Origin of the sequence: Boudabousia marimammalium (assembly GCF_001936115.1) — a bacterium.
Classification (GTDB): Bacteria; Actinomycetota; Actinomycetes; order Actinomycetales; family Actinomycetaceae; genus Boudabousia; species Boudabousia marimammalium.
On the sequence record NZ_MPDM01000005.1, the window covers coordinates 160,841 to 175,916 of the forward strand.

13 protein-coding genes are annotated in these 15,076 nt (G+C 57.7%); all 13 read left to right on the plus strand.

Annotated features, from left to right (window positions below):
• Positions 1–126 precede the first annotated feature (126 nt).
• The 13 genes from BM477_RS06025 (at position 127) to nuoK (ending at position 15,074) form a co-directional block, all read left to right on the plus strand.
• Positions 127–2,610 carry a 6-phosphofructokinase gene (locus BM477_RS06025; RefSeq protein ID WP_084543758.1) on the plus strand — a complete coding sequence of 828 codons (2,484 nt, stop codon included), beginning with the start codon at positions 127–129 and terminating at the stop codon, positions 2,608–2,610.
• A 241-nt stretch (positions 2,611–2,851) separates the two neighbouring features.
• The gene (locus BM477_RS06030; RefSeq protein WP_075361759.1) at positions 2,852–4,117 is read left to right on the plus strand and encodes a geranylgeranyl reductase family protein; all 1,266 of its coding nucleotides are present in this window, start codon (positions 2,852–2,854) and stop codon (positions 4,115–4,117) included.
• A gap of 43 nt (positions 4,118–4,160) precedes the next feature.
• Entirely contained in the window at positions 4,161–4,520 is a 360-nt protein-coding gene (locus BM477_RS06035; protein ID WP_075361760.1) for an NADH-quinone oxidoreductase subunit A, read from the plus strand.
• Positions 4,521–4,529: 9 nt separating this feature from the next.
• The gene (locus tag BM477_RS06040; RefSeq protein WP_075361761.1) at positions 4,530–5,084 is read left to right on the plus strand and encodes a NuoB/complex I 20 kDa subunit family protein; all 555 of its coding nucleotides are present in this window, start codon (positions 4,530–4,532) and stop codon (positions 5,082–5,084) included.
• A complete protein-coding gene (locus BM477_RS06045) occupies positions 5,081–5,803 on the plus strand; it encodes an NADH-quinone oxidoreductase subunit C (protein WP_075361762.1) in 723 nt (240 codons plus the stop codon). Before BM477_RS06040 ends, BM477_RS06045 begins: the two co-directional genes overlap by 4 nt.
• Positions 5,803–7,152: an NADH-quinone oxidoreductase subunit D gene (locus tag BM477_RS06050; protein ID WP_075361763.1), complete on the plus strand. Its 1,350-nt coding sequence runs from the start codon at positions 5,803–5,805 to the stop codon at positions 7,150–7,152. Before BM477_RS06045 ends, BM477_RS06050 begins: the two co-directional genes overlap by 1 nt.
• Positions 7,149–7,865: an NADH-quinone oxidoreductase subunit NuoE gene (nuoE, locus tag BM477_RS06055; protein ID WP_075361764.1), complete on the plus strand. Its 717-nt coding sequence runs from the start codon at positions 7,149–7,151 to the stop codon at positions 7,863–7,865. The genes BM477_RS06050 and nuoE overlap by 4 nt, the downstream gene beginning before the upstream one ends.
• Positions 7,862–9,202 (plus strand): NADH-quinone oxidoreductase subunit NuoF, encoded by a 1,341-nt coding sequence (nuoF, locus tag BM477_RS06060; protein WP_075361765.1) that lies wholly within the window; start codon positions 7,862–7,864, stop codon positions 9,200–9,202. The genes nuoE and nuoF overlap by 4 nt, the downstream gene beginning before the upstream one ends.
• Complete coding sequence (locus BM477_RS06065) at positions 9,199–11,778, plus strand: NADH-quinone oxidoreductase subunit G (protein ID WP_075361766.1); 2,580 nt, start codon at positions 9,199–9,201, stop codon at positions 11,776–11,778. The genes nuoF and BM477_RS06065 overlap by 4 nt, the downstream gene beginning before the upstream one ends.
• Positions 11,775–13,136: an NADH-quinone oxidoreductase subunit NuoH gene (nuoH, locus tag BM477_RS06070; protein WP_075361767.1), complete on the plus strand. Its 1,362-nt coding sequence runs from the start codon at positions 11,775–11,777 to the stop codon at positions 13,134–13,136. Before BM477_RS06065 ends, nuoH begins: the two co-directional genes overlap by 4 nt.
• Entirely contained in the window at positions 13,133–13,798 is a 666-nt protein-coding gene (gene nuoI, locus BM477_RS06075) for an NADH-quinone oxidoreductase subunit NuoI (protein WP_075361768.1), read from the plus strand. Before nuoH ends, nuoI begins: the two co-directional genes overlap by 4 nt.
• Positions 13,798–14,778 carry an NADH-quinone oxidoreductase subunit J gene (locus BM477_RS06080; RefSeq protein WP_075361769.1) on the plus strand — a complete coding sequence of 327 codons (981 nt, stop codon included), beginning with the start codon at positions 13,798–13,800 and terminating at the stop codon, positions 14,776–14,778. Before nuoI ends, BM477_RS06080 begins: the two co-directional genes overlap by 1 nt.
• Positions 14,775–15,074, plus strand: coding sequence for an NADH-quinone oxidoreductase subunit NuoK (gene nuoK / locus BM477_RS06085; protein ID WP_075361770.1), 300 nt, complete (start codon positions 14,775–14,777; stop codon positions 15,072–15,074). Before BM477_RS06080 ends, nuoK begins: the two co-directional genes overlap by 4 nt.
• Positions 15,075–15,076 lie beyond the last annotated feature (2 nt).

The following is a 15,076-nucleotide window of genomic DNA, read 5'->3' on the forward strand; positions in this document are numbered from 1 at the left end:
CTAGAGGAGAGCCCCTAGGAATCGCCCGCAGTGTTCGCAACCGGCGTGAGTTTTTTTAAGTTGGTGGCGCAAAAGCGCACTAGATGCGAGAATTGGAGCACATATTCTTAACAATTCGGAGGACCAATGTCCAGCGATAACAGCACCACTGCAACGAAGGCAGGCAGCTACGACGGCGTGGTAGTCGAGGAGCTAAACCCCGTCCCGGCAACCGAAACTGAGGTTGAGCAGTCAGCTTCACATTCCCAGAACCGGGTCGCGCACCGGATCGGAGTTTTGACTTCCGGTGGTGACGCGCAGGGCATGAATGCGGCGGTTCGCGCAGTCGCCCGTACCGCCCTCGCCATGGGGGTGCAACCTTGCGCCATCATGGAAGGCTGGCAAGGCGCCGTTGAAGGCGGTGACCGTATCCGCCCCCTCGGCTGGTCCGATGTTTCCAGTATTCTTCACAAGGGTGGCACCGTGATTGGAACCGCCCGCTCCAAGGCATTCCGTGAGCGTGAAGGCATGCGTCAGGCCGCTAAGAACCTCCTCGCATACGGTATTGACCGTCTCATTGTGATTGGCGGTGATGGCTCCCTCACTGGAACTAATGAGTTCCGTCTGCTCTGGCCTGAACTGGTACAGGAACTCGTGGAGATGGGGGAAATTACCCAAGCTGATGCCGATGAGCATCCCGCCCTCATGATTTGCGGCCTGGTCGGCTCCATCGATAATGACCTGGTCGGCTCCGATATGACTATCGGCGCGGACTCCGCCCTGCATCGGATTATGGAAGCCATCGACGATATTTCCTCCACCGCTGCTTCGCATCAACGCACCTTCGTGGTCGAGGTAATGGGCCGCCACTGCGGTTACCTGCCGCTGATGGCTGGCATTGCGGGCGGCTGCGACTACGTTTTCATTCCTGAGGTGCCGCCAGAAGACGGCTGGGAAGATGAACTGGCAACCAAGCTGAAAGCTGGCCGTGCGGCGGGACGTCGGGAATCCCTCGTGCTGGTGGCCGAGGGTGCCATCGACCGGGAAGGAAATCCGATTACCGCCACCCAGGTCGCTGAAACCTTGGAAGAAAAACTTCAAGAAGACGTGCGCGTCACCATTTTGGGACACGTGCAACGCGGTGGTTCACCCTCGGCCTATGACCGCTGGATGTCTACCGTGCTGGGATACGCGGCCGTGCAGGAAATCATGTCCGTAACCCCGGAGGATGAACCCACCATTTTGGGGGTGCGCCATAACCGCATGGCCCGGATCCCAATGATGAAAGCGGTCGCTGACACCCGCTCGGTGGCCCGTCACGTGAAAGCTGGAAACTATGCGGAAGCGATGCGCCTGCGCGGATCTTCCTTCACTGAGATGGTGCAGATTAACCGCATTATGTCCACCCCGCCTTTTGCGGCGCAGCAGGCTAAACACCTGAATCGGGTGGAGCAGACCGAGGATGTGGCTGTCTCTCCCGGACATATGTGGGAGCAGACTTCGGAGCGTCCCGCTGCCGGTAAGCGGGTCGCCATTGTTCATATTGGTGGTCTCGCCCCAGGGATGAACACGGCGGCGCGCGCCGCGGTCCGCCTCGGCCTCGATAAGGGCTTCACCATGCTGGGCGTGCAGGGGTCCTTGAAAGGCCTGATGGATAATCAGGTTTCAGAACTGACCTGGGACGCAGTGGAAGGCTGGGCTTTCGACGGCGGCGCCGAGCTGGGTACCCGCCGTCCGGTTCCGACGGTGGAGGAACTGTACGCCCTCGGTCGCGCCATCGAAAATAACGGCATCGATGCGCTCATGATTGTGGGCGGTTTTAATGCTTACCTGGCCGCGCATAAACTCATGGAGGAGCGGGTTCGTTACCCCGCATTCAACCTGCCAATGATTTGTGTGCCTGCCTCCATTGACAATAACCTGCCCGGTTCGGAGCTTTCGATTGGTGCTGACACTGCCGTCAATAACGCAGTGTGGGCACTGGATCGGATTAAGGAATCCGCGGCAGCTTCCCGGCGCTGCTTCGTGGCGGAAACCATGGGGCGTCGTTGCGGCTACTTGGCTTTAATGTCTGGGATTGCCGCGGGCGCGGAGCTCACCTACCTGCATGAGGACGGTATTAGCTTGGAGCAGCTCAACAATGACTGCAAGCGAATGCGTCAGTCTTTCGAGGGCGGGCGTCGCCTCTTCATGGTGATTAGTAACGAGGAGGCTTCCGGCTTATACAACCGTGACTTCTTGGCGCGAGTGTTCGAGGAAGAGGGCGGCGGCCTCTTCGACGTTCGACAGACAGCGCTGGGACATTTGCAACAGGGTGGCTCTCCCACGCCCTTCGACCGTCTGCTGGCGACACGTTTGGTCTTCCACGGCATGAACTGGCTGGAGCAGTACTTTGCTGACCAAAATGATCCGGCCGCACATAATGGCCGTGAAGCAAATGCGGTCTACATTGGACTGTCTACTAACTCAATCGCTACGGTACCTTTGAAGAACTTCATGGATGAGATTGAACTGGAGAATCGCCGTCCCGTTTCACAGTGGTGGTTGGGCTTGCGTCCGGTTTCGGAAGTGGTGTCGATGCCGTCTCGAATTTCGGGCAAACCGCACTCAATTCCGATTGTGGACGCCTAATTGTTGCCGTCTTTTACAATTAGGTAAGACTTTAGTTGCATTAAACATTTCTGTTCGAGATGTCATGCTTGGACGCAATCCGCATAATAGTGCGCTTTTGTTCAAGCTGGTGCGGCCACCCACAATGCCCGGCTAGGCTAGAAGAGTTGACTACTGTCAAATATTTATCAGACAGATAGTCAGCATAGTGTAAGCAAATGCTTAGGCTATGAAATAGTGTGCACGGGAGGGGAGTCAGACTGTGACAGTAGTGCAATCTGATGTGGTCATCGTCGGGGCAGGTCCGGCTGGCTCATCTGCAGCCCACTACCTAGCTGCTTTGGGCGTGCATGTCGTCATTATGGATAAGGCGATCTTCCCGCGCGATAAGATCTGTGGCGACGGCCTTACCCCCTCGGCCGTAAACGAACTATCCCTAATGGGAATCAACACGGACGGATGGGCGCGCAACCGTGGCCTCCAAGTGGTTGGCGGCGGTCATGACATCAAGATGGAATGGCCAGAGCAACGCAGCTTCCCCAACTACGGAATGTGTCGCAGTCGCGTGGAGCTCGATAATGATCTGCTCCGTCACGCGGAAAACAGTGGTGCCCAAGTTTACGAAGGCACCACCGCAACCTCACTCATTACTGACTTCAGAGACCGCGTAGTTGGCGTGAAAGCCACCCGCGGCAAAGGCAAAGAGGCGGAGGAAATCGAGTTCCATGCCCGCCTAGTAATTGACGCCGGGGGAGTGGCCGCGCGTTTAGCCACCTCGGCGGGGCGTGCCGCAATCGAAAACCGGCCGATGGGCGTGGCCGCCCGCACCTACTTCACCTCACCGCTGGCTGACACCGAATGGATGGTTTCCCATCTGGAGCTTTGGGATGGCAAGCCCGGTGAATCTAACCTGCTGCCGGGTTACGGCTGGATTTTCCCCCTCGGTAACGGCATCGTGAATGTGGGCCTAGGCTCTGTTTCCTCCACGAAGAAAGCCACGCGCCTACCCTACAAGCAGATTTTCGAAGCCTGGACTCGGAACCTGCCCGAAGAATGGGGCTTCACTCCGGAGAACCAGCAGGGACCCTTGCGTTCCGCTGCCCTCCCCATGGCTTTTAACCGCAAGCCGCTCTATGAAGATGGTTTGCTCCTTACCGGTGATGCTGCCGGTCTGGTCTCGCCTTACAACGGTGAAGGTATCGCCCCGGCCCTTGCTGCGGGTCGGATTATTGCCCAGACTTACGCTTCCGCCTCGGTTCGCAGCACCGATCATGGTTTCGACCTAGCGATGGAAAACTACCCCGCCGCTTTGAAACAGCAGCTAGGCAGCTATTACATGATGGGCCGCGCTTTCGTTGCCCTGATTGAGCATCCCGAAGTGATGCGCCTGTGCACCAAGTATGGGCTCCCCCGCAAACGCTTGATGCGGGTCGTGCACAAGCTCCTTTCTGACGGCTATGAGCGTCAAGGCGGCGATCTCACTGACCGCACCCTACAGCTTCTCACCAAGTTGGTGCCATCCGCATGATGAATCATCAACTAACTATCAGTCACCCTCTGAAGGAGACCCGATGAACGATTACACGCCATTGCTGGTTATGGCCATTGGCGCCCTCGCGCTAGCGTTGGGTGGTCTCGGCATGTCGGCAATTCTTGGTCCCAGCAAGAAAAACCGGACCAAGGTTGCGAACTACGAATGTGGTATCGACCCGGCGCCGCACCAAGAGACTTCGGGACGTTTCCCTGTGAAGTACTACCTGGTTGCGATGACCTTCATCATCTTCGACATCGAAGTTGTATTCATGTACCCGTGGGTGATTAACTTTGTACCTCTCGGAGTGGCCGCTTTTGTTGCCATGATGTTGTTTATTGCCCTCATTACTGTGCCGTTCATTTACGAATGGCGCCGTGGCGGCCTGGAATGGGATTAAGGATAAAAGATGGGAATTGAAGAAAAGCTCCCCGCTGGTGTTGCACTCACCAGTGTTGAGGCAATGCTGGGCCTAGCCCGAAAAGCATCCGTCTGGCCGGTAACCATGGGTCTGGCCTGCTGCGCGATTGAAATGATGGCGACCGGTACGCCCCGCTACGACATTTCTCGTTTCGGGATGGAGGTCTTCCGTGCCTCCCCGCGTCACGCCGACCTGATGATTGTTTCCGGTCGTGTCTCACACCGGATGGCTCCGATTGTGCGCCGCGTCTACGATTCCATGCCTGAACCCAAGTGGGTTATCTCCATGGGTGCCTGCGCTTCTTCTGGCGGCATGTTCAATAACTATGCGGTGGTCCAAGGCTGCGACCATATCGTCCCCGTTGACGTCTACCTGCCCGGCTGCCCGCCGCGTCCAGAAATGCTGCTGAACGCTATCTTCACTTTGCATGATCACATGCGTAAATCACCTTTGGGCGTGAACCGCGTCGAAGCTGCTCGCGCCGCTGAAAAAGCCGCTCTCGAGGCAACCCCCACTCACCTGCGGAAGGGACTGCTGGCATGAGCGAAGAACAGAACTTGAACGCGGAAATCGCAAAGCCCAGCGACCGCCGCTCCCCTGAGCCGCACCCGGTAGCTGCCCGCCACGGGCAGTTCGGTGTGACAGGTTCGGGCGACACCAGTGGTTTTGGTGGCCTGGTGCAGCCCGTCGTATTGCCGGGCGAATCAGCCCGCCCCTACGGCTCCTGGTTCGATGAGGTCGTCGACATCCTCGAAGAGCTCATTGCCGAGGGCGGCTTGAAAGTCGGTGAAGTGATTGAGCGCGTAGTCGTTCAAAACGATGAACTCACCATCTTCATTAACCGTGAGCATATTCGGGCAGTGGCGCTGATGCTGCGAAACGATCAAGATCTTCGTTTTGAACTATGCCTAGGTGTTTCCGGCGTGCACTACCCGCACGATCAGGGCGCTGAGCTACATGCCGTCTACCATCTTTTCTCCATCACCCACTCCCGCTTGCTGCGTCTGGAAGTTACCTGCCCCGATGCTGATCCGCACATCCCTTCCATTGTGGAAACCTACCCGGGCAATGACTGGCATGAGCGTGAAACTTGGGACCTGATGGGCATCGTCTTTGATGGACATCCCGCCTTGACCCGTACCGCCATGCCGGATGACTGGATTGGTCACCCGCAACGTAAGGATTACCCGCTGGGCGGCATTCCCGTTGAATATAAGGGCGCGACAGTGCCTCCCGCAGATACTAGGAGGTCCTACAACTAATGGCATCCTCGAAACCATTGTTTACCGCTACGGGCCCCGCCCTCGGCGAGGACGAACTGGATGAGCTGGTCGCTTCTGGCGGTGACTGGGACGACGTCATCAACGAAATGCACAAGCTCTCCTCTGAGCGCATGGTCGTTAACATGGGTCCGGTCCATCCCTCCACTCACGGCGTGCTGCGTCTGATTCTGGAAATCGACGGCGAAACCGTCCGCGAGATGCGCGTCGGGACCGGTTACCTACACACCGGCATTGAGAAGAACATGGAGTACCGCTCCTTCGTGCAGGGTTCCACTTTCGCGACCCGCATGGACTACGTAGCCCCCATGTTCAATGAGACTGCCTACTGCCTGGCGGTAGAGAAGGCGCTGGGAATCACCGATCAGATTCCAGAGCGCGCCAACTTGATTCGTGTCCTCATGATGGAACTGAACCGCATTGCTTCCCACCTGGTGGCAATCGGCTCCGGTGGTAACGAAATGGGTGCCACCACCATGATGACGATTGCTTTCCGCGGCCGTGAAAACGTGCTCCGGATTTTTGAATCCGTCACCGGCCTGCGCATGAACCATGCCTATATTCGTCCCGGTGGCGTGGCTCAGGATCTCCCTCCGGGCACCACCGACTGGGCTCGTGAGCTACTGCCTTCACTGCGCCGCGATATTGGTCAGTTGCAGGACCTGACTCAGGAAAACCCTATTTTCAAGCTCCGTCACGTTGATGTTGGCTATATTCCTCTGGCCGCTGGTTTGGCGCTGGGATTGACCGGTCCCTGCATTCGTGCTGCCGGACTGCCGTTGGATATGCGTAAGCTCCAGCCCTATTGTGGCTACGAGAACTTCGAGTTCGACGTTCCTACCCGCGATAAGTCTGACGCCTACAACCGGGTGCAGGTTCGCTTCGCGGAATGCTATGAGTCTCTGCGCATCATCTACCAGGTGCTGGATCGCCTAGATGAATGCAATGGCGCTCCCGTCATGGTTGCCGACAAGAAGATTGCCTGGCCCGCGCAGCTTTCCGTTTCCGAGGATGGGCAGGGCAACTCCCTCGAACACATTCGCGAAATCATGGGTGAAAGCATGGAGTCCCTGATTCACCACTTCAAGCTGGTCACCGAAGGCTTCCGTGTTCCTGCCGGCCAGGTCTACCAGACCATTGAGCATGCGAAGGGCATCATGGGCGTTCACCTTGTCTCCGATGGCGGCACCCGACCCTACCGTGCGCATTTCCGTGATCCGTCATTCTCCAACCTGCAGTCCTTCGCCATGATGACCGAAGGCGGACAGCTAGCTGACGTGGTGGTTTCCCTAGCCTCTATTGACCCCGTTTTGGGAGGTGTTGACCGATGAATGCTTACGCTCCAGAAGTGGAGGAACGTCTCCGCGCTGAAGCTGCCCAGATTGTGGCACGCTACCCGAAGGGTCATGAGCGTTCAGCTTTGCTACCCATGCTGCACCTAGTGCAGTCCGAGGACGGCTACGTGTCCGCCGCCGGCATCACTCTGTGTGCCGACGTGCTGGGCCTGACCCGCCCCGAAGTCAGTGCGGTAGCCACCTTCTACACCCAGTACAAGCGCCACCCCAACGGTGACTACACCGTGGGCGTGTGCACCAATGCGCTCTGCGCAGTGATGGGTGGGGACCAGATTTGGGAGACACTCTCTGAGCATTTAGGGATTGGCCATGAAGAGCTTTCCGAGGATGGCAAGATTACCTTGGAACGCTTGGAATGTAACGCCGCCTGTGACTATGCCCCCGTGGTGATGGTCAACTGGGAGTTCTTCGATAACCAGACTCCTGACTCTGCCTTGCAGATCGTTGACGACATCCAGGCTGGACGCGAAATCCATCCGACCCGCGGCCCGAACACCGTGCACACCTTCAAAGAGGTTTCCCACACCTTGGCCGGCTTCGATGACGGTCTTGCTGTGGAAGGCCCAGTCGCCGGCAGTGCTTCACTGTTGGGCTTGAAGATCGCCCGCGAGAACAACTGGAGTGCCCCGGTCGTCGAGGCCACCCCCGTTGCCGCCGCGGCGCAAACTGAAAAGGAGGGCGAGAAGTGACAGTCGTGACCCCCGCCGGGAAACTCACCCCAGTCCTTTCCGATTCTTGGGATAAAGAACAGGGATACAGCCTGGAAAGCTACCGTCGTAACGGCGGCTACCAAGGCTTGGACAAAGCTCTCCGCATGGAACGTTCGGAGATTGTTGACCTAGTTAAAGCCTCCGGCCTGCGTGGCCGTGGCGGCGCCGGCTTCCCCACCGGCCTGAAATGGTCCTTCCTGCCCCCAGATGACGGTAAACCGCGCTACCTAGTAGTTAACGCCGATGAGTCAGAACCGGGCACCTGTAAAGACATTCCCACCATGATGGGTAACCCGCATGTGCTGCTGGAAGGTATCGCGATTACCTCCCGCGCGATACGTTGCGAGCACGCCTTCATCTACCTGCGCGGCGAAGTCGTCCACGTTTACCGTCGTCTCCTGAACGCGGTACGTGAACTGGAAGAAGCCGGCATCATCGGTGAAGGCCTTGGCCCCAACGGCGACTTCAACTTGAAGATCACCGTCCACGCGGGCGCTGGCGCATATATCTGTGGTGAAGAAACCGCCCTCCTCGACTCCCTCGAAGGAATGCGCGGACACCCTCGCCTCAAGCCCCCGTTCCCCGCGGTCGCCGGTCTATACGCGCGGCCTACCGTGGTAAACAATGTCGAATCTATCGCCTCCGTGGTCGGTATTCTAAACCACGGCGCTGAATGGTTCGGTGCGATGGGTACCGAAAAATCCAAGGGACATGGCCTTTTCTCCGTCTCTGGACATGTCAAGCATCCGGGACAGTTCGAAGCGCCCTTCGGTATCACCATGCGTGAGCTAATCGAAATGGCGGGCGGAATTCGGGAAGGTCACCAGCTCAAGTTCTGGACTCCAGGTGGCTCCTCCACCCCAATCTTTACCGCCGAACAGCTAGATATGCCGCTCGATTACGATTCTTGTAGTCAAGCGGGCTCCATGCTGGGTACCCGTGCCTTGCAGGTTTTCGACGAAACCACCTCCGTGGTTCGCGTCATCACTCGCTGGACTGAGTTCTATCAGCATGAATCATGCGGTAAGTGCACGCCCTGCCGTGAAGGTACCTACTGGCTGAAGCAGGTGATGCTGCGTCTGGAAGCCGGTCAAGGCCAGGAGGGTGATGTGGATTTGCTCCTCGATATTGCGAACAATATTGCGGGCCGTTCCTTCTGTGCGCTGGGCGATGCGGCAGCGACCCCAATTAAGTCCGGTATTGAGCACTTCCGTGAGGAGTTTGAAGCGGGCCTGACTACTCCCGCGCGAGAGCTCTTCCCCTATGAAGCTTCCGCAGTATTTGCGCGGGCGACCCAGAAAGAAGGTGTCCGATGAGCGATAACATGGTGCAGTTAACCATTGATGGTGTGCCCGTAGAGGTCGAGCGTGGCACCCTGATTATCCGTGCCGCTGAACAGGTCGGAATTAGGATTCCTCGTTTCTGTGATCACCCGCTTTTGAAGCCTGCCGGTGCCTGCCGTCAGTGCCTCGTGGATGTGGCTGCCCCTGACCGTGAAGGTAACGTGCGGGCTTTCCCGAAGCCGCAGGCATCTTGCACGATGACCGTCATGCCCGGCATGGTGGTCAACACGCAGCGCACTTCTGAAACCGCAGCAAAAGCGCAGCGCGGCATCATGGAATTCCTGCTGGTCAACCACCCCTTGGACTGCCCGGTTTGTGATAAGGGCGGCGAATGCCCCCTCCAGAATCAGGCTCTTTCCAACGGCCGTGAAACCTCCCGTTTCGCAGATGTGAAGCGCGTGTACGCCAAGCCGGTCAGCTTGACCAGCCAGATTTTGCTTGATCGTGATCGTTGTATCCTTTGCCAGCGTTGTGTACGTTTCGCTAAGCAGATTGCCGGCGACCCCTTCATTGATCTGCAAGGTCGCGGCGGCGGTTCTGCCCCCACCGAGCATCATCAGCATATGGGTGAACAGATTGGTAGCTTCGACACTCAGGTGCTGGGCTTCACCGATCCGGTTTCTAACCCTGACGGTCACACCCTGACCGGCCTGGAAAGTCTTTCCGGTCCCACCGGACAGTCTGCCGTGATTGGCTCCACCAACTTCGGTCCGTCCACCGAGGACGAACTGGATATGAGTGGTCGTCCCTTCGCTTCCTATTTCTCCGGCAACGTCATCCAGATTTGCCCGGTCGGTGCGCTAACTTCGAAGTCTTACCGTTTCCGCTCCCGCCCCTTCGATCTGGTTTCCACCCCGTCCGTGACGGAACATGACGCTTCTGGTTCCGCCATCCGCATTGACGTGCGTCGCGGTCAGGTGACCCGCCGTCTCGCCGGTGAGGACATGGACGTGAATGAGGAATGGATTACCGATAAGGACCGTTTCGCTTTCACTTGGCAGAGCCAAGACAGGCGTCTGCGTCACCCGCTGGTGCGCAATGAAGCTGGAGAGCTAGTACCGACCTCTTGGGCTGATGCCCTTGACCGGGTTGCTCAGGCCCTTCGCAGCGGCACTTCCGGTTATCTTCCCGGTGGCCGTCTCACTTTTGAAGATTCCTACGCTTGGGCTAAGTTCGCTCGCGTGGTGGGACGCACCAATGATATTGACCAGCGCGTGCGCTTCGGGAGCGACGAAGAACTCAAATTTCTAGCCGCCCGCGTGGCTGGTACGGGACTGGGTGTAACCTACCGCGATTTGGAAACTGCCGGTCAGGTTCTCCTAGTTGGTTTGGAGCCCGAGGATGAATGCGGTTCCATTTTCTTACGCCTGCGTAAGGGAGTGCTCGCCGGTTCAGTCAAGGTCACCATGGTAGCGCCTTTCGCTTCGCATGGTAGCCGTAAGCTTCGCGCCCAACTGGTGCAGGCAGCCCCCGGCACTGAGCCGGAAGTTTTGGCCGCCATGGATCAGGGTAACCCCTATGCTGAGCATGCCGACGCACTGGCGTCCGGTGGGGTCATTTTGATTGGTGAACGTGCCGCCAATATTGCCGGCACTTTGACCGCAGCCCTTCACTTGGCGGAGCGGACCGGCGCGAAGATCGCCTGGGTTCCCCGCCGCGCCGGTGAACGAGGCGGCCTCGAAGCTGGCGCGTTGCCCAACCTGTTGCCTTTCGGTCGTCTGGTTTCCGACCCAGAAGCTCGCGCTGATATCTCAGCCGCTTGGGGAACTGAAATCCCCAGCGAGAACGGCTACGATGCCGAACGTATCCTAGCTGCCGCCCGTGCCGGCTCCATCAACACTCTGCTGGTCGGCGGTGTTGATGTGCGTGACTTCCCGAACCCGGAAATGGCCCGCGATGCGCTAGATCATGCTGGTTTCGTAGTCGCCCTCGAGGTGAACGCGACGGAGGTTACCGAACGCGCCGACGTGGTGCTGCCGGTCGCTCCGCCAGTTGAAAAGCCGGGTACTTTCATCAACTGGGAGGGTCGCTTGCGTCCCTTCGGTCAGGCGATTTCTTCGACCGCTTTGGATGATCGTCAGATTCTGCAGCGCATTGCGCAGGTATGCGGCTTCGACTTGGGTCTTTCCACTTTGAAGTCCCTCTATGAGGAAGTCAATCAGCTCATGGATTGGGACGGCAAGCGTGCTTCCGGCCCCGCCGTGGTTGCCGCCCCGCTACCGAAGCTGCAGCCCGGACAGCTGGTCTTGGATACTCATAAGCTGATGATTGATGACGCTTTGACTCTTGCCGGCGCCACCGACCTGCAGCTGTCTGCACGTCGCCCCGTCGCCAGAGTCTCCCGTGGCACCGCTCAGGCACTCAACTTAAAGGTAGGGGAGCAGATCACTATCTCCACTGAGCGTGGTCACGTAACGATGCCAGTCATTACCGCAAGCATGCCGGACAAGATGGTGTGGTTGCCTCAGAACAACGGAGTAAACGTGTTTGAGAAGCTGGGCGAAGTTGGCTCCATTGCCACTGTCAGCGTGATGGAGGAAAGCAAATGATTCCCACTGTAGCTACACTTAGTGCGGTTGCGATAGCCTCGGCCTACCAGCCCGCTGATTTCTCCCAGGAGACTTGGTGGCTGTCTGCACTAAAGGCAGTTTTCATTATCGTGTACTTGATCCTGTCCGTGCTGATGGCACTGTGGGTTGAGCGTCGTGGCTTGGGTCGGATGCAGACTCGCCCCGGCCCGAATGTGCACGGTCCTTTCGGTCTGTTGCAGGCCATTGCTGACGCAGTAAAGCTGCTCACCAAGGAAGACATCTGGACCCGAAAATCTGATAAGTTTATTTACATTCTGGCTCCTACCATCGCGGCTTTCTGTGCCTTCATGATTTACGCGGTCATCCCGATGGGCCCGAACGTCAACCTGTTCGGCTACTCCAGTCCGTTACAGATGATGGATATGCCGGCCTCTACGCTTTACATTCTGGCAATCAGCGCCCTCGGCATTTACGGCATCGTCCTGGCCGGTTGGTCGACCAGCTCGACCTTCCCGCTGCTGGGGTCGGTGCGTTCCGCGGCGCAGGTGATTTCCTACGAGCTGTCCATGTCTTTGGCGATCGTCACGGTTTTCTTGATGTCCGGCTCCATGTCAACCTCAGAGATTGTCGCCGCGCAAGACAAGGTCTGGTGGGCTTTCGCGCTGGCCCCGTCTTTCGTGATTTACATTATTTCCATGGTCGGCGAAGTGAACCGTCTCCCCTTCGACCTTCCTGAGGCCGAGGGTGAGCTAGTCGCTGGCCACATGATTGAGTACTCGTCAATGAAGTTCGCTTGGTTCTTCCTGGCTGAGTACATCAACATGTTCAACGTCTCCGCGGTCGCGACCACGCTGTTCTTCGGTGGCTGGCACGTGCCTTTCGGTATCGAGTACATCTGGGCCGGTGCGAACTCCGGCTGGTGGCCGATGCTGTGGTTCACCATGAAAGTCTGGTTCTTCATGTTCCTAATGATCTGGACCCGCGGTACTTTGCTGCGTTTCCGTTACGATCAGTTCATGAAGCTGGGCTGGAAGGTTTTGATTCCGGTTTCCCTGGCTTGGCTGGTGATCGTCGCTTTGATGCAGGCCATTCGTTCCTTCTGGGGTTTGAACACCTACGCCCTCGTCGGTGGCATCACTGTTCTCTTCCTGATTGTGGTAGTTGTGCTGATGCTGCTGCCCAATGTTGAAGAACCAGCCGCAGAAGATCCTGAAGAAGCCGAAGTTTTTGATGCTTTCGCTGGCGGCTACCCGGTTCCGCCGCTGCCCGGACAGAAGCTCCCGGCTTCTCCGCGCGCTGCCCGCCGCGCGCAAGCTGCCGCAACGTCGCAACCTGAAGCGATTACAGCTTCGACCCCTGAAGGAGGTAACGCATGAGCGACAAACAGAACTCCCGCATGCCAGATGAGTCATTCTTCCGTCCTGATGAGAAGGGCCCCATTGGTAAGTTCTTCGCCCCGGTAGCTGGCTACGGTGTCACCATCACCTCTATGTTTGAGCCGACAGTGACCGAGCAATACCCCTTCGAGAAGCCGGTAATTGCCCCCCGCTTCCACGGTCGTCATAAGCTGAACCGCTACCCTGATGGCTTGGAAAAGTGTATCGGCTGTGAACTTTGTGCTTGGGCCTGCCCCGCTGACGCCATCTTGGTAGAAGCCGGAGCAAATACCCCTGACGCACAGTATTCTCCCGGTGAGCGTTATGGTCGCGTCTACCAGATTAACTATCTGCGTTGTATCTTCTGTGGCTTATGCATTGAGGCATGCCCGACCCGCGCGCTCACAATGTCTAATGATTTTGAAGAGCTGACCTCTTTGGATCGTCAAGAAATGATTTACGAGAAGCATGAGCTCCTCGCGGATCTACAGGAAGGCATGCTGGCTGCCCCGCACCCGATGGTGGAAGGCACCTCTGATGGTGACTACTACCGTGGCATGGTGACCGGTCCGACTCAGGCGCAAGTCGACTGGGTCCGCGAACACCGTCCTGAGGATGAAACTCTTGAGACCGTTAAAACCGTTGAGGAGGCACGAGCCTGATGCAATATCTCGTGACTGAGCCCGTGCTGGGAGTGGACTGGTCCGCTCCGGGCGAGTTCATTAAGTTCTCCCTCGTGGCAGTCTTCATGATTGCTTGCGCGATTGGTGTGGCGCGTTTTTCGCGTGCCGCCTACGCAGCAATCTGCATGATTGGTGTCATGGTGGGTTTCGCAATGCTTTACCTGCTGAACGGGGCAGAGTTCATGGGTGTCGTGCAGATTGTCGTCTACACGGGTGCCATTATGATGCTCTTCCTGTTCGTCCTCATGCTGATTGGTATCGGGGCCACAGATAACTACAAGAATGGTTCCCGAGGGGGTCGCGTGAGCGCCTACCTGCTGTCAGCCCTAATCGTTTTGGGGCTGGGCGGAGCCGTCTACGTGAATGTTTCCTTCACCCAGTTCGGCCCGGTGGATGAGTCCTACCGGAGCATGGAGAATCTTGGCGCCACACTGTTTAATCAGCATCTGTTCACCATCGAGATCTCCGCTATCTTGCTGATTACTGCGGCTTTGGGCGCAATTGTGCTAACCCATCCGGATAAGCTCCTGCCTTCGCGTACTCAGCGTGATGTTGCTGAAGCGAAGATGGCCGCCTACGCCGCTTCGCAGCGTCACCCCGGACAGCTTCCCGCTCCCGGTGTTTACGCCGAATCCAATGCTTTCGATGTGCCGGCACTTTCCGGTGAAACCCATCAGCCGATTCCAGAGTCTGTACCTCGCGTTTTGCGTGTGCGTGGAATTAACCGTACTGTCGGTGAGGTTTCCCCGGTGGTTGCTCAGCGTCTGTTGGCTTCCCGGGTTGGTAACCCGGCAGAGGGCCTCCACGGTCCGGAGGCTTCCCGTTCAGTGGGTCGCTCCGGTGCTTGGGGCATGCCTGGCCCGCAAGCCCCGCAGGGTCTGAAGCAGATGGTGGATGAGCCCGCCCCCGCGATTGAATCCGCGGACTCAGATTCTTCCCCGAAGGAGGAAAACAAGTGAGCCCTACCTGGTACTTATTCCTAGCGATTATTCTCTTCGCGATTGGCGCTTCCACCGTGCTAACACGTCGCTCCGCGGTGCTGTCACTGATGGGGGTGGAAATCATGTTGAGTTCCGCGAACCTAGTTTTCATTACTTTCGGGCGACTGCAAGGCAGCGCCCACGGACAGGTGATTGCCTTCTTCATCATGGTGGTTGCTGCCGCGGAAGTGGTGGTTGGCCTAGCCATTATTGTTTCCATCTTTAGAGCCCGCGGGACCACGTCTGTTGATGACGTTGACCTGCTGAAGAACTGAGG

Bases quoted from the DNA above. Each gene is read 5' to 3' on its own strand.
- BM477_RS06045 (WP_075361762.1), top strand. From the start codon at position 5,081: ATGAGCGAAGAACAGAACTTGAACGCGGAAATCGCAAAGCCCAGCGAC.
- nuoE (WP_075361764.1), top strand. From the start codon at position 7,149: ATGAATGCTTACGCTCCAGAAGTGGAGGAACGTCTCCGCGCTGAAGCT.
- BM477_RS06080 (WP_075361769.1), top strand. From the start codon at position 13,798: ATGCAATATCTCGTGACTGAGCCCGTGCTGGGAGTGGACTGGTCCGCT.
- BM477_RS06035 (WP_075361760.1), top strand. From the start codon at position 4,161: ATGAACGATTACACGCCATTGCTGGTTATGGCCATTGGCGCCCTCGCG.
- nuoI (WP_075361768.1), top strand. From the start codon at position 13,133: ATGAGCGACAAACAGAACTCCCGCATGCCAGATGAGTCATTCTTCCGT.
- BM477_RS06025 (WP_084543758.1), top strand. From the start codon at position 127: ATGTCCAGCGATAACAGCACCACTGCAACGAAGGCAGGCAGCTACGAC.
- BM477_RS06040 (WP_075361761.1), top strand. From the start codon at position 4,530: ATGGGAATTGAAGAAAAGCTCCCCGCTGGTGTTGCACTCACCAGTGTT.
- BM477_RS06065 (WP_075361766.1), top strand. From the start codon at position 9,199: ATGAGCGATAACATGGTGCAGTTAACCATTGATGGTGTGCCCGTAGAG.
- BM477_RS06050 (WP_075361763.1), top strand. From the start codon at position 5,803: ATGGCATCCTCGAAACCATTGTTTACCGCTACGGGCCCCGCCCTCGGC.
- nuoH (WP_075361767.1), top strand. From the start codon at position 11,775: ATGATTCCCACTGTAGCTACACTTAGTGCGGTTGCGATAGCCTCGGCC.